Genomic DNA, 20,020 nt, shown 5'->3' with positions numbered 1-20,020 from the left:
TCCGCCTGGCGCGGCACTGATACCTCACTTTCTGGAGATAACGATGGCGAGTTCCTGGTTTCCTCAATGGCGTAAAAAGTCGGCGGTATCGGACGGCGGAATCATTGCCCCGGATGAAACCCTGCCGTTTGGACAAACGGCGATCCTCGGACTGCAACATGCGGTCGCCATGTTTGGCGCAACCGTGCTGATGCCGTTGCTGATGGGGCTGGATCCTAATCTGGCGATTCTGGTCTCCGGCATCGGCACCCTGCTGTTTTTTTTCGTCACCGGCGGACGCGTGCCCAGCTATCTCGGCTCCAGCGCGGCCTTTGTGGGGGTGGTTATCGCGGTAACCGGCTTCAATGGCCAGGGATTGAACCCGCATCTCAGCGTCGCGCTCGGCGGCATTATCGCCTGCGGCGCGCTCTATACGCTGGTGGGCCTGATTGTGGTTAAGGTGGGGACGCGCTGGATAGAGCGCCTGATGCCGCCGGTGGTCACAGGCGCAGTGGTTATGGCGATTGGACTTAACCTGGCCCCCATTGCCGTGCACAGCGTGGCGGCATCCGGCTTCGACAGCTGGATCGCCGTGATGACCGTTCTGGTTATCGGATTAGTGGCGGCATTTACTTCCGGTATGGTGCAGCGCCTGCTGATTCTGGTGGGGCTGATTGTGGCCTGGGCGCTTTATGCGCTGCTGACGAATGTTATGGGCTTTGGCAAACCGGTGGATTTCAGCGGCGTCGCGCAGGCCGCCTGGTTCGGCCTGCCGCAGACTACGGCTCCGGTTTTTGACATTCAGGCGATGGTCATGATCGCGCCGGTCGCCATTATTCTGGTGGCAGAAAACCTGGGCCATCTGAAAGCCGTCGCGGGCATGACCGGCCGCAGCCTCGATCCCTACATGGGGCGCGCTTTCGTGGGCGACGGTCTCGCGACGATAATTTCCGGCACCCTGGGCGGCAGCGGCGTCACTACCTATGCGGAAAACATCGGCGTGATGGCGGTGACTAAGGTCTATTCCACGCTGGCCTTCGTAGCCGCCGCGATCATTGCGCTGGTTCTCGGCTTTTCGCCCAAGTTCGGCGCGCTGATCCATGCGATTCCCGCGCCGGTGATTGGCGGCGCGTCTATTGTGGTGTTTGGCCTGATTGCGGTGGCGGGCGCGCGCATCTGGGTGCAGAACCACGTGGATTTTAGTCAGAACAGTAACCTGATTATGGTCGCAACTACGCTGGTGCTGGGCGCGGGCGACTTCTCCCTGAATATCGGCGGCTTCACCCTGGGCGGGATTGGCACCGCCACCTTTGCCGCCATTCTGCTTAACGTCCTTTTGCGCCGTCGCGGCGAAGCGCTGACGAAGCGGCCTGCGCGTCAGCAGGGCTAGTTATTCAAGCGGCGCGGCGGTCGCCGCTTTTTTCCGCTTCAGCTTCAGCTCGCTGACAATCACGCCGCAGACAATCAGCGCGCCGCCAAGGATAGCCGCCGCGGGCAGTCTCTCCCCTGCCAGGCGTCCCACCACGCCCGCCCACACTGGCTCGCCCGCATAGATAACCGTGGCGCGCGTCGGCGAGACGCTGCGCTGCGCCCAGTTCATGGTGACCTGAATCAGCGCGCTGGCCGCTCCCAGGCCCAGCGCGCTCAGCAGCAGCGGCGAACTGAGCCTCGGCAGCGACTCGCCGTTCGGCGCCATCAGGGCAAAGGCGCACAGTGACGCCACCGCCAGCTGGATTAGCGTCACGCGACGCACGTCCACCTGCCCGGCAAAACGGCTTATCAGGATAATCTCGGCGGCGATGGCCAGCGTGCTCAACAGCGTCGCCATCTCGCCCTGATTCAGGCTGATGCGGCCATCCTGAGGACCCGCCACCAGCAGCAGCCCCAGAAAAGCCAGCAAAATGCCGCACCATGCCATCAGGCCGGGCGGCCTGCGCAGAAACAGCCATTGCAGCAGCGGCACGACCGGCACATAGAGCGCGGTTAAAAAAGCAGACTGGCTGCTGGAGATGGTTTGCATGCCCCAGGTTTGTAGCCCATAGCCGCCGGCGATAGAGAGACCAATCAGCACGCCCGCGCCGAGTTCCTGCCGCGTCGTTCCCGCCAGCGCGCGGCGAAATACGCAGGCCAGAATCAGGGCCGCGGTAGCAAAACGCAGCCCGACGAAAAAGAACGGCCCGGAGAAGTTCATGGCGCGGTGCACCACCAGAAACGTGCCGCCCCAGATCATGGTTATAAAAATCAGCACCAGTTCCTGGCGCGTTACGCGCAGAGTCAGGGTGCGGGAAACGTCTGACATGACTCACCTTCAGCAGTTAAACAGGCGCCATTGTGCGCAGGTCGTCGCCTGAATGCAACGCATCAGAAGATGCCCAAATTTCACGTTCTTGCCGCAGGGCCGGAAAGCTCTTCTATACTTCTGCTTAGGTTTTTACACCCTATGGAGAGCGCAATGGCCAAAATTCTGGTGCTTTACTACTCAATGTATGGACATATCGAAACCATGGCGAACGCGGTCGCGGAAGGCGCGCGTCGCGTGACGGGCGCAGAGGTCGACATTCGACGCGTGCCGGAGACCATGGACGCCGAGCGTTTCGCGCAGGTAGGCGGAAAAACCGATCAGGCCGCGCCGGAAGCGACGCCGGACATTCTGCCGCAGTATGACGCTATCCTGATTGGCACGCCCACGCGCTTCGGCAATATGTCTGGCCAGATGCGCACTTTCTGGGATCGCACCGGCGGCTTATGGGCCTCTGGCGCGCTTCACGGCAAGGTTGCCAGCGTTTTTACTTCAACCGGAACGGGAGGCGGTCAGGAGCAGACGATTACTTCCGTCTGGACCACGCTGGCACACCACGGCATGGTGATCGTCCCAATCGGTTACGGTACTAAAGAGCTGTTTGACATCTCCCAGGTCCGTGGCGGCACGCCCTATGGCGCCACCACTCTGGCGGGAGGCGACGGCTCGCGCCAGCCCACGGAAGAGGAACTGAATATCGCTCGCTATCAGGGCGAACTCGTTGCCGGTCTGGCGGTTAAACTCAAAGGATAAGTTTACTAAGGAGAAGATTATGTCGAACGATCAAGCGAAAGCTCATCACGTAGGCGAATGGGCCACGCTGCGCCACACGTCCCCGGAAATCGCAGAAGCCATCTTCGAAGTGGCGAACTATGACGAAAAACTGGCAGAGGAGATCTGGCGTCAGCAGGGCAACGATGAAGTGCTGTTTCGAGCCTTTGATAAAACGGACGCCGATGTTCTGACCTGGGACGATACGCCGGTAGAGCGCAAAAACATCTGATTACGAGGCGGGATTTCCCGCCTCACCTTTTTTACTGACCAAGGAGAATCTATGTCTTCCTATCAGAGCATTAACCCTGCGAATAATCAGCTGCTGAAAAGCTGGCCGTCTCATGACGCCGCAGCCGTCAGCCAGGCGCTGGAGACGGCCGACCGTCTGTTTCACTCATCGTGGAGCAAAGGCGACATTCAGCCGCGCCTTCAGGTTCTGACCAGGCTGGCCGATTTGATTGAGAGTCGGGTTGACGAGCTGGCCGCCATCGCCAGCAAGGAGATGGGCAAGCTGATTGGTCAGAGCCGGGGCGAAGTAAAAATTTGCGCGCAGATTGCGCGATACTATGCGCAGCATGCGGCGGACATTCTCAAACCACAGCCCTACCCCAGCGAGCTGGGCGAAGCCTGGGTAGAGTATCATCCCATCGGCGTACTGGTCGCCGTTGAACCCTGGAACTTCCCCTACTATCAGCTGATGCGCGTGCTGGCGCCTAATCTGGCGCTGGGCAATCCGGTGCTGGCGAAACACGCCAATATTGTCCCGCACTGCGCTGATGTGTTTGAAAAGCTGGTAAGAGAAGCGGGCGCGCCAGAGGGTGCCTGGACTAACCTGTTTATCGACAGCGATCAGGTCGCAGAACTGATCGCTGACGATCGCGTACAGGGCGTCGCGCTGACTGGCTCAGAGCGCGCCGGCAGCGCTGTGGCGCAGCAGGCGGGCAAGTATCTGAAAAAATCCACGCTGGAGCTGGGCGGCAACGACGTGTTTGTGGTGCTGGACGACGCGGATATTGATGAAGCGGTGCGTCAGGGCGCGCAGGCGCGACTCAGCAACTGCGGCCAGGTCTGTACCGCTGCCAAGCGCTTTATTCTGCATGAAAAGATCGCCAGCGCCTTTATCGATAAATTCAGCGCGGCGCTGAAAGAGGCGCGACTGGGCGATCCGCTGGACGAGCAGACCACGCTCGGCCCGCTCTCCTCGAAAGACGCGCGCGATCGACTGGCGAAACAGGTCGATGAGGCGGTGCAACAGGGAGCGAAATTGCTGATCGGGGGCAAAGCCGTTGACGGCGTCGGCTGCTATTTTCAGCCCACTATCCTGACCGATATTACGCCGGACAATCCCGCCTACTATCAGGAGTTTTTCGGGCCGGTGGCTCAGGTGTACGTGGTCGGAGACGATAAAGCCGCAATTGCGCTGGCGAACGACTCCCATTATGGCCTGGGCGGCTCCGTCTGGACGCAGGATATTGCGCGCGGTCGTCAGCTGGCCTCTGCGATTGAAACCGGCATGGTGTTTATCAATTCGCAAAGCGATACGGCGGCTGAACTGCCGTTCGGCGGGGTTAAGCGTTCCGGCTATGGACGCGAGCTGTCCGATCTCGGCATCAAAGAGTTTGCTAACCAGAAGCTGGTCGTCGTCGCCGGTTAAACGGCCTGCAAATGAAAAACCCCGCCGCGGCGGGGTTTTTTATGCAGACAATCTTACTGCGTGGCGGTCTGCTGCGCTGCGCTGTTTTGCGCTGAGTCCACCGGCTTTTGCGCCCCTGCGTCAGCAGGTTTCGCATCGCTGGCTTTCTCGGCCGCCGCCTTCTCGGCCTCGGCTTTTTCAGCAGCGGCTTTTTGCGCAGCCGCTCTCTCCACCTTCGCTTTCTCTTCCGCAGCTTTTGCTTTCTCTTCAGCCGCTTTTGCGTCAGCCGCCTTCTGGGCAGCGGCTTTGTCGGCCGCCGCTTTTTCGGCTGCGGCTTTGTCGGCAGCGGCCTTATCAGCAGCCGCTTTATCGGCAGCCGCCTTATCCGCCTGCTGATCGGCACCGGCCGCGTCGGCCGTCGCGGGCTGCGGCTGCGCCGCTGGCTCCATTGGCGTACCCTGTAATGCGCCGTTCAGCGCCTGGGTAAACTGCTCCCAGCTACAGTAGCCGTTGCCGTCAACCGGACAGCCCGCCAGCTCCAGCGTCACGCGCTTCGGCGGGTTCTTCAGGTTCAGCACGTCGCCGTTGCGCAGCTGATCGGCCGTCTGATAAACGTACTCCAGCTTCAACAGGTCTTTGTTGTTTTTAGCGTCGTGCCAGCGCTGAAACACAACCTGGCCGCCGATAGGCGTATTTTCCCAGGTGCCCGCCAGCTCATAAGGCTTAACCTGTAATGCGCTGAGCAGCGAAGCGATATTGGAGTCGTGTCCAACCATCAGGGTAATTTTAGGCGCGTTAGCCTTATCCTGATCGACCAGCTGGCTGCGGATGTAATCCACCAGCGGCGCGGCCACTTCTCGCGCGACGTCCGGGCTGGTGAACAGCGCGTCCTGATAGCCATTTTTGATCGCCGACAGGGTTTTCCACTGCTCAGGCGTTTTGATCTGGCCCCAGGCAACCTGCTCAAGCGGGAAGCCTTCGTAATATTGCAGCGTAAAGGCATCCATCAGCGAATTGCCCACTTTCAGCGGCCCGCTGACGTTAGGCTCTTTGCCGTTTTCCGCGCTGAACGTGTTATTGCCGCTGCTCAGGTCGCACTGCTTTTTGTTGTTGCAGGCCGGAGCAGATTTGTAATCGACGATTTTATCCAGCTGCTGTAGAGCCGGCTTCAGCGCCAGTTTCTCATTTTCCGCCGTCATTGCCGCCAGCGCTTTTTTATTAAAGGCTTCGCTATCGTCGGTAATAACCGGATTGAATACCGGGTCCATCGTGCCCATGGCATCCTGATGGGTTACCGCCACGTCGCAGCCTGGAAAAGCGCCGTTAACAAAGAACTGAGCCGTCGCGACAGTACGTTGCAGACTGTTCGCGTAGACAAAGACATTATTGCTGTCCGGGCAGCTGCCGTTTTTGACTAACCCCTGCTGCGCCAGCCACTCACGGGTATAGTTGCCCATGTAAACTTCCAGCACGCCGCCTTTAGTGGTGAGCTGTCCACCCGGCACGCTCCATTGCGGCCAGCTTTTTTTGGTCGACTGTTCCAGTACGCTGCCATTATCGGCCAGCGGCGCGCGCAGATTGTGACGGCTAAACATCAGCACCTGTTGCAGCTGCATATCGTTTTCTGCCGCACGGACCGACAGGCTGACCGGCAGCGCAGCAAGGACCGACAGCGCGCAAAGACTCAGTTTCTTGATCATTGTGCCTATTCCATTTATTCAGTAGCGAAACACTCTGGCTATCAACCGATTAGCTCTGTTCAGAGCACAGTGACACACAGTGTAACCTAAGCTGGCGGCGAAAAGCGCCCGCTGTTTGCAAAAACCGTGAGTGGACTATAACAGAATTGACCAAAAAGCAGCGCGGAAGCGGCAGGCGCAGAGAAAGCAGGGTTCAGAAATGCGACAGGCCAGCACATTGTGCTGGCCTGTCTGATGTGGCGGAGGAAGAGAGATTCGAACTCTCGGATGGTTTCCCATCGGCGGTTTTCAAGACCGCTGCCTTAAGCCACTCGGCCATCCCTCCGGATTGATGCTGCTCGCATCGACAACAGGGCGTTATGCTGTTGCCTGCTCCTGATTAAACAGGAAAGTGGCGGAGGAGGAGAGATTCGAACTCTCGGATGGTTTCCCATCGGCGGTTTTCAAGACCGCTGCCTTAAGCCGCTCGGCCACCCCTCCGCAATGAGGCGCACTATAAACATCCCCCCGATGGATGTAAAGCCTGTCTGGATTCATTCGCCTGAAAAACAGCCAAAACGGCGCTATTCGTTGGCGAAATCGCCATTCCGCTCAGAGAAACAGCGATTTATCGCGTAAAGAAGGGTAAAACGTCTTTCCCGTTTCAGGGCCGCTGCGTATTCTCAGCTCAGACTTAGTGTTCTGATAAAGGAGCGCATTATGGATCGCATTATTTCTTCGTCCTCAAGGGCATCGCTGCTCAGCACCCATAAGGTGTTGCGCAATACCTATTTTCTGCTTGGCCTGACGCTGGCGTTTTCCGCCGTTACCGCCACCGCCAGCACCGTGCTGGGTCTGCCTGGCCCTGGCCTGATTCTGATGCTGGTCGGTTTCTACGGTCTGATGTTCCTGACCCACAAACTGGCTGACAGCCCGATGGGCATCCTGGCGGCCTTCGCCTTTACCGGCTTTCTGGGCTACTGCCTCGGCCCGATTCTTAGCTCGTTTCTGACGGCGGGGATGGGCGACGTTATCGCGCTGGCGTTAGGCGGCACGGCGCTGGTGTTCTTCTGCTGTTCGGCCTATGTGCTGACGACCCGTCGCGATATGTCGTTTCTCGGCGGCATGATGATGGCCGGCTTTGTGGTGTTGCTGGTGGCGGTTATCGCTAACCTGTTCCTGCAACTTCCGGCGCTGCATCTGGCGATTAGCGCGCTGTTTATTCTGTTTTCCGCCGGCGCGATCCTGTGGGAAACCAGCAACATCATTCACGGCGGCGAGACCAACTATATTCGCGCCACCGTCAGCCTCTATGTTTCTCTCTACAATATCTTTATCAGCCTGCTGAGCATTCTGGGCTTCGCGCGCAACGATTAATGATACAGAAACGACGACGTCACGCTTCCAGCCCCGCTTCGGCGGGGTTTTGCTTTTTCTGCGGACGCAATTTGATAGAATGCCGCCCGGTTAAGCAGTGAGGAACACACGTGGAATTTAACGGTAAAACCATTGCCGTCGACGGCGAAGGCTACTTAAAGCAGTCCGACGACTGGAGCGAAGCGCTGGCTGAACAGATTGCTGAGAATGAGGGCATCGTCTTAAGCGAGGCGCACTGGGAAGTGGTGCGCTTTGTGCGGGCGTTTTATCTGGAGTACAACACCTCGCCGGCTATTCGCATGCTGGTCAAAGCGATGGCGCAGAAGTATGGCGAAGAGAAAGGCAACAGCCGCTACCTGTTTCGCCTGTTTCCAGACGGCCCGGCGAAACAGGCCACCAAAATCGCCGGACTGCCTAAGCCAGCGAAGTGCCTGTAATTAGCCGGTCGTAAAGCGTCGCGGCGGCTCCGCAGGCTGGTGCGGCTCGATCAAAACCTGATCGACGCGCGCGCCGCGCGGTCCGCCCGCTTTTAGCCAGGCGATCAGCGCATCGACCTTTTCCGGCTCGCCCCAGGCCAGCACCTCGACGCTGCCATCGTCCAGATTGCGCGCGTAACCCAGCACGCCAAGCTGCGATGCCTCTGCCTGGGTGCTGTAGCGGAAACCCACGCCCTGCACCCGGCCGTGCACCCAGATTTTATAACAGGCTGATGCCATCACTCTCTCCTGCCGCTGTACGTTGCAATTTAATGTTATCCGCCGGACAATGGCGCCTCATTTTTTCAGGTAAGCATAGCAAACTATGACCGTTCGATTGATTCTCGCTAAGGGACGTGAAAAATCCCTGCTCCGCCGCCATCCGTGGGTGTTTTCCGGTGCCGTTGCGCGCCTTGAAGGTAAAGCGCAACTGGGTGAAACCGTTAATGTCTGCGACCATAACGGCAAATTCCTTGCGCGCGCAGCTTATTCGCCGCAGTCGCAAATTCGCGCCCGCGTCTGGAGCTGGCAACAGGATGAATCAGTCGATATTGCCTTCTTCATACGCCGTTTCGAGCAGGCGCAGCAGTGGCGCAGCTGGCTGGCGCAAAAAGACGGGCTGGACAGCTATCGTCTGATCGCGGGCGAGTCTGACGGCCTGCCCGGCGTCACTATCGATCGCTTCGGCAACTTTCTGGTGCTACAGCTGCTCTCTGCCGGAGCGGAATATCAACGCCCTGCGATTATCTCGGCGCTACAGCACTGTTTCCCCTCCTGCGCCATTTACGATCGCTCCGACGTAGCGGTACGTAAGAAAGAGGGGCTGGAGCTTACTCAGGGCACAGTGACCGGCGAAATGCCCCCGGCGCTGCTGCCGATTACCGAACATGGCATGAAGCTGCTGGTGGATATTCAGGGCGGACATAAAACCGGTTATTACCTGGACCAGCGCGACAGCCGCCTGGCGACGCGTCGCTATGCGCAGGACGCTCGCGTGCTTAACTGCTTCTCCTATACCGGGGGCTTTGCCGTATCGGCCCTGATGGGCGGCTGCCGGGAAGTTATCAGCGTCGATACCTCTCAGGACGCGCTGGATGTGGCGCGCCAGAACGTGGAGCTTAACGGGCTGGACGTTTCGCGCGCGCAGTTCGTGCGCGACGACGTGTTCAAGCTGCTGCGCCGCTACCGCGACGCCGGGGAAAAATTCGATCTTATCGTGATGGATCCCCCAAAGTTCGTAGAGAATAAAAACCAGCTGGCAGGCGCCTGTCGCGGCTATAAAGATATTAATATGCTGGCGATGCAGCTGCTTAACCCCGGCGGCATTTTAATGACGTTTTCCTGCTCCGGCCTGATGGCTACCGAACTGTTTCAGAAAATCGTCGCTGACGCTGCGGTCGACGCGGGTCGCGAAGCGCAGTTTATCGAGCAGTTTCGTCAGGCGGCCGATCATCCGGTGATCGCCAGCTATCCTGAAGGTCTTTATCTGAAAGGTTTTGCATGCCGTGTGGTGTGACTTGAAAAAGCTGCTTCTGACGCCATATTGATCAGGAGGCAGTTTTTCTGGAGGTCACTATGATTGCCACTAAATTTGGTATTGGTCAGCAGGTCCGGCATCGCCTCTCAGGCGTGCTGGGCGTTATCGTGGATGTCGATCCTGAATATTCTCTCGATACGCCAAAGCTGGATGAAGTGGGCGCAGCGGAAACGCTACGCAGCGCCCCCTGGTATCATGTCGTCATGGAAGACGAAGAAGGCGATCAGGTGCATACCTATATCGCGGAGATACAGCTTTCTGGCGAAACCAGCTCTGAGCATCCGGAACAGCCGGAAATGGACGAGCTGGCCGCATCGATTCGTCAGCAGCTACAGGCGCCTCGCCTGCGCCACTAATCACGGGCGGCGCTAAAAAGCCGCCTGGTGATTTACTTCTGATTGCGCGTGATGCCCAGACGCGGAATTTCAATTTTAGGACAGCGATCCATAATCACGGTCAGTCCCGCATCCTGCGCCAGCACGGCGGCCTGCTCGTTAATTACCCCCAGCTGTAGCCAGAGCGTTTTCGCGCCGGCGGCTATCGCCTCCTGCGCCACGCCCCACGCCGCTTCTGAGTTACGAAACACGTCAACCATATCAATGTCGCCCGGAACGTCCTCCAGCTTCGCGTAAGCGGTCTGCCCCAGCAGGGTTTGACCGGCGAGTTTGGGGCTAACCGGAATCACCTCGTAGCCCTGATCCAGCAGATATTTCATCACGCCATAGCTTGGTCGGTCTGGACGATCGCTGGCACCGACCAGCGCAATGCGCTGAGTGCGCGTCAACACGTCACGGATAATTTGATCGTTCATTTTTTTCTCCCTGTTTCAGAGATTTGAGTGTAGGTATCGCCCTGCTACTCCGCCTGGTTTCACAAAAAGATATTTTGCACTGGCGCACAAAAATATATGTTCAAATGTAAATTTACTGCCATAATGTAAGAATTTGCTACACACAAAACCTTGCGCCCTCAATCTGGAGTCTACATGAAACTCTCTCTGGCCGTGATGGGGTTGATTGTTCTCCTCGTCTCGGCAGCCTGCCAGGCCATTACCCTGAAGCTTGACCCGCAAATCGATCTGCTGGTGCTGGATGGGCGCAAGATTTCCGGCTCCTTGCTGAAAGGCGCCGATAGCCTGGAACTGGAGCGCGGCCAGCACCAGTTTTTGTTTCGCGTAGAGCAGCTGCGCGACGCGCATAAAGATGCTTCGCTGCGCTATCAGTCGGCTCCCATGATTGTGACCTTTAATGCGCAGGTAAAAACCATTATTTTCCGTCTGCCCGCGCTGGAGAATCGCCGCGAGCGCCTTCACTTTGACCGCACGCTTAATTTTCAGCTGGTTGATGAACGCGGCCAGGAGATCGCCAGCAAGCGCGACCGCCTGCCCGCCTCGGCCGAAAGCGACATGGAGAAGGCGATGATCCTCTATAACCGCAATGGCCAGATCGCCTCTGTACCGCATTTCGCCACCGTCAGCGACGGCGCGGCGACCGCCTTCCCCGTTGAGGCTGAATTTGTCTGGATCGATGAAGCGCAGTCGCCGACCATTAAGCGCTGGTTCCACCGCTTCGATCAGGCTACCCGTCAGCAGCTTCTCTCGCTGGTCAAATTACTCCGGACAAGTTGATAGCCAGGAAAGGCGCAGGGTAAACTTGCGAAACTCTTTCCCGCTTGTCAGCTTACCAGGAAGCCTTTATGGAACAAACCGTCCGCACGCTGGGTCTTAACAAACACATTGCGCTGGTTGCGCACGATCACTGCAAGGCTTCACTGCTTGAGTGGGTGAAACAGAATCAGGCCACGCTGGAGCCTCACTCTCTCTACGCGACCGGCACCACCGGCAATCTGATCAACCGCCACACCGGTCTGACCGTTAACGCCATGTTGAGCGGTCCAATGGGCGGCGACCAGCAGGTCGGCGCGCTGATTGCCGAAGGAAAAATCGATGTCCTGATCTTCTTCTGGGATCCGCTGAATGCGGTGCCGCACGATCCGGATGTCAAAGCGCTGCTGCGCCTCGCCACCGTATGGAATATTCCCGTCGCCACCAACCGCACCACCGCTGACTTTATTATTCAGTCGCCGCTGTTTGCGCAGCCGGTAGAGATCGCTATCCCGGACTACCAGCGCTATTTGCAGGCGCGCCTTAGCTGATCAGGCTTTACGCAACAGCGGCACGCCGAGCTGACGAAACTGCTCGACAAAGACCGAAGGCTGCTCGCGATCGTACAGCAGCCACACCTGCTGGCGCGCCCGCGTCAGCGCGACATAGGCCAGGCGCCGCTCTTCCGCATCCGGAAAGGCTTCCGGCTGCGGCAGCAGCCCCTGCTCAATCACCGACTCGCGCGCCGCGGCGGGAAAGCCCTCTTTGCCCGCCTGCAAGCCCAGAACGATAACAAAGTCAGCCTGCTGCCCCTTGCTGGCGTGAATGGTCATAAAATCAAGACTGAGCTTCGGCCAGCGGGTTTTGGCCTTATCCAGCACATCCGGACGCAGATGGTGATAGCGCGCCAGCAGCAGCACGCGCTCTTCGGCTTTCACATAGCCGCTCAGCTTGTTCAACAGCGGCTCCAGCTGTTCCTGCGGCAGCAAACCTATGGCTTTTTTGCTGCCTTTAGTCAGGCTGTTAAGAGGCTTACGCAACTGGTGCGGGTTTTGCTGAACGAAACGGTTCGCTATCTCGCCAATGCGATCGTTGAAGCGGTAGGTGGTATCCAGCACGCAGCGATCGCCCTCGCCGAAGTAGTGATGAAACGCGGTGGTCAGGCTCATCTCTGCGCCGCTGAAGCGGTAGATCGCCTGCCAGTCATCGCCCACGGCAAACAGCGTAGTGCGCGCGTTCTGCTGGCGCAGCGCCGACAGCAGGGCTGCCCGCTGCGGCGAAATGTCCTGAAATTCATCGACCAGAATATGCTTCCACGGGCTGATAAAGCGGCCTTTGTCCAGAATGGCTACCGCCTGGTGGATCAACCCTGAAAAATCGACCGCGCCCTCTTCTTTCAGCGCCTGCTTCCAGGCTTTCAGCAGCGGCGCCATAAGCCTGATACGCTTGCCAAACAGCTCCCTCACCTCCTCAGGCACCCCGGCGATCATGGCCGCCTGCGCGCCGCCGTGCATGCGCATTAACCCCAGCCAGCGCTCAAGACGCGACGCCAGGCGTTTCGCCAGTCGCTCATCCTGCCAGAAGTGTCCTTCAGGCAGTTCCCATTCCAGCTCGTCGCGCAGCCACTGCCGCCAGCCGTTGGCCTGCGCTTTTTTCTCCTCGCACTGCTGACGCCAGACGTCAATCAGCAGCGCATGACGCGCCGCCGTATCGCTCTCCAGCTTGCTGATGACAGGCTGTTTATTGCTGCCTTCGCGAATAATATGCAGCGCCAGCGCGTGGAAAGTGCGCGCCTGAATGCCCGCCACGCCCAGACGTGACTGAATGCGATCGTTCATCTCTTCCGCCGCCTGACGGCCAAACGCCAGCAGCAGGATTTGGTCGGGCGCGGCCAGCCTACGCCGTAGCAGCCAGCCGGTACGCGCCACCAGCACCGAGGTCTTGCCGCTGCCCGCTCCGGCCAGCACCAGCACCGCATCTTCGCCGTTAACTACGGCTTCGCTCTGCGAGGCGTTCAGCGGCGAGGTTTCCACCGTGGCGAAGAAATCCTGATGCTCTTTCAACATCCGTGCGGTCCAGTCGCGGTTGCGCTGACGCAGCGCCGCCTCGCCCTGTTCAAGCCAGCGCTGGCAAACCAGGTAAGGTTCGCGACAGTCGCTGAAATCGCTGAGCCGTTCCAGCGGCAGCGGCAGCGCAGCGAACTGCTTTTCAATGGTGGCGCGCAGCGCCTGGAGTTCGCTGCGCTTGATCCAGCGATCCTGGTCGCCGAAGCCGTCGATCTCCTCTTTGAGCTGCGTCAGCACCCCGACGCAGATGGCGCTCATCTCCTCGCTCCACGCCTGCCAGGCCTGAAGCAGATAGTGATAAAAACGCTGCGTCTCTTGCCACTCCGTACCGTGCAGGCGCACGACTTTGTCGTCAGGCAGCAAAAACTCCAGCTCGCCCCACACCATGCCGCGCTTGCAGCGGATATTGAGCAAGGTGTTAAACGGAATGAGATATTCGTGCCTGTCGCCGCTGACTTCTACGCCAGCCGCCAGCAGGCGAACCCGGTTATAAGGGTGCTGGGCAAGCCGTTTGCCCATTGATGTCGCTTTGAGTTCCATGTCCATACCGTCGAACGGGAGGGAAAGAATATCGGGAGTTTACCTGTCAGACCCTTAGCGCTCCAGCCTTAAAACAGGCTAAACTTGGCGGCACATCTTGCGAAAAGCAAAAGGAAAAGAACGTCATGCGCACTGTGCTTAATATTCTCAACTTTATTCTTGGCGGCGCGATCACCACGCTTTGCTGGCTGTTTGCCACGCTGGCGAGCATCGTCCTGATCTTTACCCTGCCGCTGACGCGCTCCTGCTGGGAAATCACCAAACTCTCTTTGCTGCCTTACGGCAACGAGGCGGTGCATGTGGATGTGCTGCGCCCGGACAACAAGAATGCGCTGCTGAATACCGGCGGCACCTTTCTCAATATTTTCTGGCTGATCTTTTTTGGCTGGTGGCTCTGCCTGACCCATATTTCCACGGGTATCGTCCAGTGCCTGAGCATCATCGGCATTCCTGTGGGTATCGCTAACTTTAAAATCGCCGCGATTGCGCTCTGGCCGGTTGGCCGTCGCGTGGTTTCGGTGGAAGAGGCGCGCGCCGCGCGCGATGCCAGCGCTCGCCGTCGCTACTGAGGTGACAGCATGATGTCGAAAGCGTTGCCGGGCTGGCGCAACTATCTTTTCAACAGCACCTGGCGTTATCTGCTGCGCATTTTCCTGGCGCTGACCGGCTGCGCGGCGGTGCCCTGGTGGTTGAATCAGATTGACTGGACTATCCCGCTGACGCTGGGCGTGGTCGCGGCCGCGCTGGCCGATCTGGACGATCGCCTTAGCGGCAGGCTGCGTAACCTGCTGATTACGCTGCTCTGCTTTTGCATCGCCTCGGTTTCCGTCGAGTGGCTGTTTCCCCATCCGCTGGCCTTTATTTTTGGGCTGGCGCTCTCAACCTGGGGCTTTATTCTGCTCGGCGCGCTGGGCCAGCGTTATGCCACTATCGCCTTTGGCGCATTGTTAATTGCCGTCTATACCATGCTGGGCATTGGGCTATTCTCCCAGTGGTATATGCAGCCGATTCTGCTGCTGGTCGGCGCGCTCTGGTACAATTTGTTAACCCTGGCGGGTCATCTGATGTTTCCTGTGCGGCCAGTACAGGAGCAGCTGGCGGGCAGCTATGCGCAACTGGCGCAGTATCTGGAGGCCAAGGCAAACCTGTTTGATCCTGACGGCGACGCCCAGGATGACGCCACGCTGATCCGTACCGCCATGGTGAACAGTCAGCTGGTGGCGCAGCTTAATCTGACCAAGAGCACGCTGCAAAGCCGCCTGCGCGGCGATCGGGGTTCGCGCAGCACGCGCCGCAGCCTCCACTACTACTTCGTCGCGCAAGATATTCACGAGCGCGCCAGCTCATCCCATCTGCAATATCATCTGCTGCGCGACGACTGGCGCTATAACGAGATCCTGTTCCGCTTTCAGCGCCTGCTCAATATGCAGGCGCAGGCGTGCCGCCAGCTTTCGCAGTGTATTCTGCTGCGCGAACGCTGGGAGCACGATGCGCGCTTTGAGCGCGCTTTCGATCGGCTGCAAACCGCGCTGGAGCGTTTGCAGCAAAACGAGCCGGACGCGCCGCATCTGCGCCCGCTGTTCTGGCTGCTGCGCAATCTTCGCGCCATTGACGCGCAGCTGGCATCGATTGAATCAGAGCAGTCGCTTGCCAGCGACGCCCCGCTCAGCGATAACCAGCTCTCTCGCGAAGGGTTAAGCGGCTGGAGCGATATCCGTCTGCGGCTGAGCCGGCATATGACTCCGTCCTCCGCGCTGTTTCGCCATGCGGTGCGTATGAGCGTGGTGCTCTGTATCGGCTACGGCTTTATCCAGCTAACCGGTCTCGATCGCGGCTACTGGATCCTGCTAACCAGCCTGTTTGTCTGTCAGCCTAACTACAACGCCACGCGACGCAGGCTGGCGTTGCGTATTGCCGGCACCCTGGCCGGCATCGCTATCGGGCTGCCGGTGCTGTGGCTGGTGCCTTCGACAGAAGGCCAGCTAATCCTGATCGTCATAAGCGGCGTGCTCTTTTTCGCCTTTCGTCAGGTGCAGTACGCGCAGGCGACGCTGTTTATCACGCTACTGGTGCTGCTCTGTTTCAATTTGCTGGGCGAAGGATTTGAAGTGGCGCTGCCGCGCATCGTTGACACGCTGCTGGGATGCGCCCTCGCCTGGCTGGCGGTCGCCTTTATCTGGCCCGACTGGCGTTTTCGTCAGCTGCCCGTGGTGGCGAACAAAACCCTGAATGCCAACTGTCGTTATCTTGACGCGATTATGGAGCAGTATCATCAGGGCAAGGATAACCGGCTTGCCTACCGCATCGCGCGTCGCGACGCGCATAATGCGGATGCAGAGCTGGCGTCAGTGGTTTCCAATATGAGCGGCGAGTCGCGTACCCACCTCCGACATAAAGAGACGGCGTTTCAACTGCTCTGTCTTAACCACTCTTTTTTAAGCTACATCTCAGCGCTGGGCGCGCATCGCGATAAACTTGCCGACAGCGCGCTGCTGGCCCTGCTTGATGATACGGTTTGCTATGTAGAAGACGTACTGCAAACCGACGTAGTGAGTAATGAAGAGGCGGAGAAAATGCAAAGCGCGTTGACGCAGCGCATCAGCAGGCTGGCGGCTAACCAGGAGACGCGCGCCCCTCTGGTCTTACAACAGCTGGGTTTACTGGTGGCGTTGCTGCCGGAAATTGCCCGCCTGCGCCGCACGCTTTCCGAAGCTTAGACGGTGGACGCCTTTAATGTCTCCTGATACCACGCATTCAGCTCCGCTCTGACCGCCTGCGGCAGAGCGGCCTCGTGCCGCCCTTCTATCGCGCCCTCCAGCGCCAGTAAGGTTTTAAGGCCAACGTGCTGGTTAATGGCTCTGAGTCTGAGCCAGCACTGCTTCGCGCCCAGCTCCAGCAAATGGCGCACGGTTTTGACGCCGGCTTCGTGCAGCAGCAGTTCCATGCGCAGACTGAGATTCGGCAAATCTTTCAGCCGTGACGACCTCTCCCTGGCCTGCGATGCCTGTCGCGCCGTATCCAGCGACGCGGCGGACAGAGCAAGCAGCTGGCCAGCATCGCGCCACAGCGCATCGTCAACGCGATAGTAGTCCAGGCTGACCGAGGCGCCGCGCTTGCGAAACACCAGCGGCTGCATCGGTTGCCGCGCAGCATATTCCCGTAATGCTTCGCTGGCTCGCAGATAAAGCGCATCATCGCTGATCAGGGCAAACACCACCTTCTCTACCGCCAGCGCATAGCCGCCGAACTGGGTACGCGACTCGATGTGCCCCAGCGCCGCCAGGCGTTCGCGGGACCGCTCTACCACAGGATGTTGTTTTTTCATGGTTCGCTCTCCTTATGCGATGCATCATTAAAAAACCATCGTTTTCAGGTCGTTAGAGATATAAAAAATCAGTTAAGGGTTCAATTAATAATTGCGCTGCCGCCTGACCTTCTGCTGTTTTTGCGAGCCGTTTTCCAAATTTGAGGTTGATCTTTACCCATGAAGTCATTACTGTATATCCATACAGTTCATTACTGAGCGATTAACTTATGCGTACTCAACACGTTAATAATGCAGGCTTTGTTCACCGTCCCGTTTCCGCCGCCAGAGCGTCACAGCATAGCGGCTGGATTACGGAACTACGCTACAGCGAACAGCCCGGCATGATGCAAATGTTGCTGCTACCGTTACTCCAGCAGCTAAGCCAGGAGTCTCGCTGGCAGCTGTGGTTAACCCCCGCGCATAAGCTGAATCGCGCCTGGCTACAGCAGTCCGGCCTGCCGCTGGAGAAAAGCATGCATGTCGCCGATTCTGACCGCTGCACCTCGGTTGAGGCTATGATTAAGGCTTTGCGTACAGGGAATTACAGCGTGGTGCTGGCCTGGATACCTTACGAAATCGAAGATGAAGAACGTCGCGCGTTAGAGCAGGCGGCGGCGGAAGGAAAGGCGCTGGGATTGATTATGCGGCCAAGCAGCGCATCGGCTGCTGCGCTGGGACCAGCAAAAGGGCTAAAAATTCAGTCGGATTTGTTTCATTAAGTAAATTTAGGATTTTTCTTTGGTCATTTCTCTTTTTCGCCTCAGCTAAACCACTGATTCTTTTCCCTCCAGCTTTGACAATGGTTTAGCTGCATTTTGCCAGGGAATGCAGCGGCACGAAAGTTGGGGCAAATGTTAGAATGTGTGTATAACGCCCTGTTTTTTTGCAGCATCCCCTCACATCATACTTGTAAGTTTCCAATCACGTTGTAGACTTTACCTCGCCAGGGTGCTCAATAATCTCCGTTTTTTATCGGTAGAGACATAAGCGAGCGTATTAACCCGGCGAAGGATTACAACCAAGAGCATCCCTTTTTGCTCATTGCCTATTTGGATGATAACGAGGCGCAAAATGAAAAAGACAGCTATCGCAATTGCAGTGGCACTGGCTGGCTTCGCTACCGTAGCGCAGGCCGCTCCGAAAGATGACACCTGGTATACCGGTGCTAAACTGGGCTGGTCTCAGTATCACGATACTGGTTACTACGGTAACGGTTATGGCAACAACAATGGCCCGACCCATGAATCTCAGCTGGGCGCTGGTGCGTTCGTAGGCTATCAGGCTAACCCGTACCTGGGCTTCGAGCTGGGCTACGACTGGCTTGGCCGTATGCCGAACAAAGGCACCGTAAACAACGGCGCATTCAAAGCACAAGGCGTTCAGCTGGCTGCTAAACTGAGCTACCCGATCACTGACGATCTGGACATCTACACCCGTCTGGGTGGTATGGTATGGCGCGCTGACGCGACTCAGAACAACAGCGTTAACGGCCGCATCAGCGACCACGACACCGGCGTTTCTCCGCTGGCAGCAGTCGGCGTTGAGTACGCTCTGACCCAGAACTGGGCTACCCGTCTGGACTACCAGTGGGTTAACAACATCGGCGACGCACAGACTGTTGGCGCGCGTCCTGACAACGGCATGCTGAGCGTAGGCGTTTCATACCGCTTCGGTCAGGATGAAGTTGCACCGGTTGTTGCTCCGGCTCCAGCCCCGGCTCCGGTTGTTGAAACCAAGCGTTTCACCCTGAAGTCTGACGTGCTGTTCACCTTCAACAAATCTACCCTGAAGCCGGAAGGTCAGCAGGCTCTGGATCAGCTGTACAGCCAGCTGAGCTCAATGGACCCGAAAGACGGTTCCGTTGTTGTTCTGGGCTTCACCGATCGCATCGGTTCAGAACAGTACAACCAGAAACTGTCTGAGAAACGCGCTCAGTCAGTGGTTGACTACCTGGTATCTAAAGGTATCCCTTCCAACAAGATCTCTGCACGCGGTATGGGTGAATCTAACCCGGTTACCGGCAACACCTGTGACAGCGTGAAAGGCCGTCAGGCTCTGATCGACTGCCTGGCGCCGGACCGTCGCGTAGAAATCGACGTGAAAGGTATCAAAGACGTTGTAACTCAGCCGCAGGCTTAAGTTTCAATGCAAGAAAAACCCCGCTAAGCGGGGTTTTTTTATGTCTGCTGATAAAGATATGGCCCGCGACGCTACTCATTCCCTCTGTCGGATTTACCCAGTATTGCCTGAAGATCCTGCTTAAGGCTCGACATCTGGTTAGCATATTTTTCTTTGCGTTCCGCATCTTCAATCAGCTGCACGATGGTTTCAGAGAGCGTACAGCTACGGCGCTGCGCCAGTCCGGCCAGCCGCTGCCAGACCAGATACTCAAGGTCGATAGACTTTTTACGCGTGTGCTGATGCTCGGCGTTAAAGTGCCGTTTGCGGCGGGCGCGAATCGTCTGTTTAAGGCGATTGGCTAAATCCGGATGAATATGTTGCGCGATCCACTCTGCGACATCAACCGGACGATTTTCCATTGAGAGCAGCTCATCGACGGCCGCCTGCGCGGCGCTTAGCTCAATATGTCGCGTGATCGGCTCACCTTCCCGGTGTTTTTTTACCAGGTATTTCCATTTCCATCCACTTTCAAGGTTTTCGAGTTGTTGGTATTTCATCGGGATCTCACCGTGACCGCGTAACAAATCAAGAATAACAGCTTTTTAACCGGATGCAGTAAGGAAAAGGCG

The 20,020-nt window shown here is 57.9% G+C and carries 21 protein-coding genes and 2 tRNA genes; 14 read left to right on the top strand and 9 right to left on the bottom strand.

The features are described from left to right. Nucleotides 1–43 precede the first annotated feature (43 nt). Complete coding sequence (gene rutG / locus BBB56_RS18515) at nucleotides 44–1,369, top strand: pyrimidine utilization transport protein G (protein WP_123802412.1); 1,326 nt, start codon at nucleotides 44–46, stop codon at nucleotides 1,367–1,369. Here rutG and BBB56_RS18510 read toward each other — a convergent pair whose 3' ends face one another. Beyond that, the gene (locus BBB56_RS18510; RefSeq protein ID WP_123802411.1) at nucleotides 1,370–2,278 is read right to left on the bottom strand and encodes a DMT family transporter; all 909 of its coding nucleotides are present in this window, start codon (nucleotides 2,276–2,278) and stop codon (nucleotides 1,370–1,372) included. 153 nt (nucleotides 2,279–2,431) lie between these two features. Here BBB56_RS18510 and wrbA point away from each other — a divergent pair, with 153 nt between their 5' ends. Genes wrbA through BBB56_RS18495 form a run of 3 tightly spaced genes read left to right on the top strand, consistent with a single transcriptional unit; the run spans nucleotide 2,432 to nucleotide 4,706 of the window. After that, nucleotides 2,432–3,031 carry an NAD(P)H:quinone oxidoreductase gene (wrbA, locus tag BBB56_RS18505; RefSeq protein WP_123802410.1) on the top strand — a complete coding sequence of 200 codons (600 nt, stop codon included), beginning with the start codon at nucleotides 2,432–2,434 and terminating at the stop codon, nucleotides 3,029–3,031. A gap of 19 nt (nucleotides 3,032–3,050) precedes the next feature. Then, complete coding sequence (locus tag BBB56_RS18500) at nucleotides 3,051–3,281, top strand: YccJ family protein (RefSeq protein ID WP_123802409.1); 231 nt, start codon at nucleotides 3,051–3,053, stop codon at nucleotides 3,279–3,281. A 51-nt stretch (nucleotides 3,282–3,332) separates the two neighbouring features. Then, complete coding sequence (locus BBB56_RS18495) at nucleotides 3,333–4,706, top strand: NAD-dependent succinate-semialdehyde dehydrogenase (protein WP_123802408.1); 1,374 nt, start codon at nucleotides 3,333–3,335, stop codon at nucleotides 4,704–4,706. A gap of 53 nt (nucleotides 4,707–4,759) precedes the next feature. Here the strand turns inward: BBB56_RS18495 and agp are convergent, their stop codons facing one another. The 3 genes from agp to BBB56_RS18480 form a co-directional block, all read right to left on the bottom strand. Continuing rightward, entirely contained in the window at nucleotides 4,760–6,385 is a 1,626-nt protein-coding gene (gene agp / locus BBB56_RS18490) for a bifunctional glucose-1-phosphatase/inositol phosphatase (RefSeq protein ID WP_123802407.1), read from the bottom strand. Nucleotides 6,386–6,622: 237 nt separating this feature from the next. Next, a tRNA-Ser gene (locus BBB56_RS18485) sits at nucleotides 6,623–6,710 on the bottom strand. Between the two features lie 67 nt (nucleotides 6,711–6,777). Then, nucleotides 6,778–6,865, bottom strand: a tRNA-Ser gene (locus BBB56_RS18480). Between the two features lie 219 nt (nucleotides 6,866–7,084). Here BBB56_RS18480 and yccA point away from each other — a divergent pair. Together yccA and tusE are read left to right on the top strand one after the other, a co-directional pair. Then, the gene (gene yccA, locus BBB56_RS18475) at nucleotides 7,085–7,741 is read left to right on the top strand and encodes an FtsH protease modulator YccA (RefSeq protein WP_123802406.1); all 657 of its coding nucleotides are present in this window, start codon (nucleotides 7,085–7,087) and stop codon (nucleotides 7,739–7,741) included. A 110-nt stretch (nucleotides 7,742–7,851) separates the two neighbouring features. Next, entirely contained in the window at nucleotides 7,852–8,178 is a 327-nt protein-coding gene (gene tusE, locus BBB56_RS18470) for a sulfurtransferase TusE (protein WP_123802405.1), read from the top strand. On the opposite strand, the gene yccX is transcribed toward tusE, so the two are convergent. Beyond that, on the bottom strand, nucleotides 8,179–8,457 hold the full coding sequence (gene yccX, locus BBB56_RS18465; RefSeq protein WP_123802404.1) for an acylphosphatase: 279 nt from the start codon (nucleotides 8,455–8,457) through the stop codon (nucleotides 8,179–8,181). An 85-nt stretch (nucleotides 8,458–8,542) separates the two neighbouring features. On the opposite strand from yccX, the gene rlmI reads away from it, so the two are divergent. Together rlmI and hspQ are read left to right on the top strand one after the other, a co-directional pair. Further along, the gene (rlmI, locus tag BBB56_RS18460; RefSeq protein ID WP_123802403.1) at nucleotides 8,543–9,733 is read left to right on the top strand and encodes a 23S rRNA (cytosine(1962)-C(5))-methyltransferase RlmI; all 1,191 of its coding nucleotides are present in this window, start codon (nucleotides 8,543–8,545) and stop codon (nucleotides 9,731–9,733) included. 59 nt (nucleotides 9,734–9,792) lie between these two features. After that, entirely contained in the window at nucleotides 9,793–10,110 is a 318-nt protein-coding gene (hspQ, locus tag BBB56_RS18455) for a heat shock protein HspQ (protein ID WP_123802402.1), read from the top strand. 32 nt (nucleotides 10,111–10,142) lie between these two features. Here the strand turns inward: hspQ and BBB56_RS18450 are convergent, their stop codons facing one another. After that, entirely contained in the window at nucleotides 10,143–10,565 is a 423-nt protein-coding gene (locus BBB56_RS18450) for a CoA-binding protein (RefSeq protein ID WP_123802401.1), read from the bottom strand. Nucleotides 10,566–10,739: 174 nt separating this feature from the next. On the opposite strand from BBB56_RS18450, the gene BBB56_RS18445 reads away from it, so the two are divergent. Next, nucleotides 10,740–11,381: a YccT family protein gene (locus BBB56_RS18445; RefSeq protein ID WP_123802400.1), complete on the top strand. Its 642-nt coding sequence runs from the start codon at nucleotides 10,740–10,742 to the stop codon at nucleotides 11,379–11,381. A gap of 68 nt (nucleotides 11,382–11,449) precedes the next feature. Then, a complete protein-coding gene (locus tag BBB56_RS18440) occupies nucleotides 11,450–11,908 on the top strand; it encodes a methylglyoxal synthase (RefSeq protein WP_123802399.1) in 459 nt (152 codons plus the stop codon). On the opposite strand, the gene helD is transcribed toward BBB56_RS18440, so the two are convergent. Beyond that, nucleotides 11,909–13,963, bottom strand: a complete 2,055-nt coding sequence (gene helD, locus BBB56_RS18435; RefSeq protein ID WP_123802398.1) for a DNA helicase IV — start codon at nucleotides 13,961–13,963, stop codon at nucleotides 11,909–11,911. 125 nt (nucleotides 13,964–14,088) lie between these two features. Between helD and BBB56_RS18430 the strand changes: the two genes are divergently transcribed. Beyond that, entirely contained in the window at nucleotides 14,089–14,532 is a 444-nt protein-coding gene (locus BBB56_RS18430) for a YccF domain-containing protein (protein WP_123802397.1), read from the top strand. Nucleotides 14,533–14,541: 9 nt separating this feature from the next. Further along, nucleotides 14,542–16,680, top strand: coding sequence for a YccS family putative transporter (yccS, locus tag BBB56_RS18425; protein WP_123802396.1), 2,139 nt, complete (start codon nucleotides 14,542–14,544; stop codon nucleotides 16,678–16,680). Here yccS and BBB56_RS18420 read toward each other — a convergent pair. Further along, nucleotides 16,677–17,288 (bottom strand): TfoX/Sxy family DNA transformation protein, encoded by a 612-nt coding sequence (locus BBB56_RS18420; RefSeq protein WP_123802395.1) that lies wholly within the window; start codon nucleotides 17,286–17,288, stop codon nucleotides 16,677–16,679. The two genes, yccS and BBB56_RS18420, sit on opposite strands and share 4 nt — an antisense overlap. 209 nt (nucleotides 17,289–17,497) lie before the next feature. On the opposite strand from BBB56_RS18420, the gene sulA reads away from it, so the two are divergent. After that, entirely contained in the window at nucleotides 17,498–17,989 is a 492-nt protein-coding gene (gene sulA, locus BBB56_RS18415) for an SOS-induced cell division inhibitor SulA (protein WP_123802394.1), read from the top strand. 352 nt (nucleotides 17,990–18,341) lie between these two features. After that, nucleotides 18,342–19,409, top strand: a complete 1,068-nt coding sequence (gene ompA, locus BBB56_RS18410; RefSeq protein ID WP_123802393.1) for a porin OmpA — start codon at nucleotides 18,342–18,344, stop codon at nucleotides 19,407–19,409. Nucleotides 19,410–19,480: 71 nt separating this feature from the next. On the opposite strand, the gene matP is transcribed toward ompA, so the two are convergent. Beyond that, nucleotides 19,481–19,948 (bottom strand): macrodomain Ter protein MatP, encoded by a 468-nt coding sequence (gene matP / locus BBB56_RS18405; RefSeq protein ID WP_148085446.1) that lies wholly within the window; start codon nucleotides 19,946–19,948, stop codon nucleotides 19,481–19,483. Nucleotides 19,949–20,020: the final 72 nt, after the last annotated feature.

Origin of the sequence: Candidatus Pantoea deserta, from assembly GCF_003813865.1 — a bacterium.
Taxonomy (GTDB): domain Bacteria; phylum Pseudomonadota; class Gammaproteobacteria; order Enterobacterales; family Enterobacteriaceae; genus Pantoea; species Pantoea deserta.
This window is presented reverse-complemented; position numbering and strand designations above follow the sequence as displayed.

Coding starts and splice junctions, on each gene's coding strand:
- BBB56_RS18495 (WP_123802408.1), top strand. CDS start 3,333: ATGTCTTCCTATCAGAGCATTAACCCTGCGAATAATCAGCTGCTGAAA.
- agp (WP_123802407.1), bottom strand. CDS start 6,385: ATGATCAAGAAACTGAGTCTTTGCGCGCTGTCGGTCCTTGCTGCGCTG.
- yccS (WP_123802396.1), top strand. CDS start 14,542: ATGATGTCGAAAGCGTTGCCGGGCTGGCGCAACTATCTTTTCAACAGC.
- rutG (WP_123802412.1), top strand. CDS start 44: ATGGCGAGTTCCTGGTTTCCTCAATGGCGTAAAAAGTCGGCGGTATCG.
- matP (WP_148085446.1), bottom strand. CDS start 19,948: ATGAAATACCAACAACTCGAAAACCTTGAAAGTGGATGGAAATGGAAA.
- yccX (WP_123802404.1), bottom strand. CDS start 8,457: ATGGCATCAGCCTGTTATAAAATCTGGGTGCACGGCCGGGTGCAGGGC.
- rlmI (WP_123802403.1), top strand. CDS start 8,543: ATGACCGTTCGATTGATTCTCGCTAAGGGACGTGAAAAATCCCTGCTC.
- hspQ (WP_123802402.1), top strand. CDS start 9,793: ATGATTGCCACTAAATTTGGTATTGGTCAGCAGGTCCGGCATCGCCTC.
- BBB56_RS18510 (WP_123802411.1), bottom strand. CDS start 2,278: ATGTCAGACGTTTCCCGCACCCTGACTCTGCGCGTAACGCGCCAGGAA.
- BBB56_RS18420 (WP_123802395.1), bottom strand. CDS start 17,288: ATGAAAAAACAACATCCTGTGGTAGAGCGGTCCCGCGAACGCCTGGCG.
- sulA (WP_123802394.1), top strand. CDS start 17,498: ATGCGTACTCAACACGTTAATAATGCAGGCTTTGTTCACCGTCCCGTT.
- helD (WP_123802398.1), bottom strand. CDS start 13,963: ATGGAACTCAAAGCGACATCAATGGGCAAACGGCTTGCCCAGCACCCT.
- BBB56_RS18445 (WP_123802400.1), top strand. CDS start 10,740: ATGAAACTCTCTCTGGCCGTGATGGGGTTGATTGTTCTCCTCGTCTCG.
- yccA (WP_123802406.1), top strand. CDS start 7,085: ATGGATCGCATTATTTCTTCGTCCTCAAGGGCATCGCTGCTCAGCACC.
- wrbA (WP_123802410.1), top strand. CDS start 2,432: ATGGCCAAAATTCTGGTGCTTTACTACTCAATGTATGGACATATCGAA.
- ompA (WP_123802393.1), top strand. CDS start 18,342: ATGAAAAAGACAGCTATCGCAATTGCAGTGGCACTGGCTGGCTTCGCT.
- BBB56_RS18430 (WP_123802397.1), top strand. CDS start 14,089: ATGCGCACTGTGCTTAATATTCTCAACTTTATTCTTGGCGGCGCGATC.
- BBB56_RS18440 (WP_123802399.1), top strand. CDS start 11,450: ATGGAACAAACCGTCCGCACGCTGGGTCTTAACAAACACATTGCGCTG.
- BBB56_RS18450 (WP_123802401.1), bottom strand. CDS start 10,565: ATGAACGATCAAATTATCCGTGACGTGTTGACGCGCACTCAGCGCATT.
- BBB56_RS18500 (WP_123802409.1), top strand. CDS start 3,051: ATGTCGAACGATCAAGCGAAAGCTCATCACGTAGGCGAATGGGCCACG.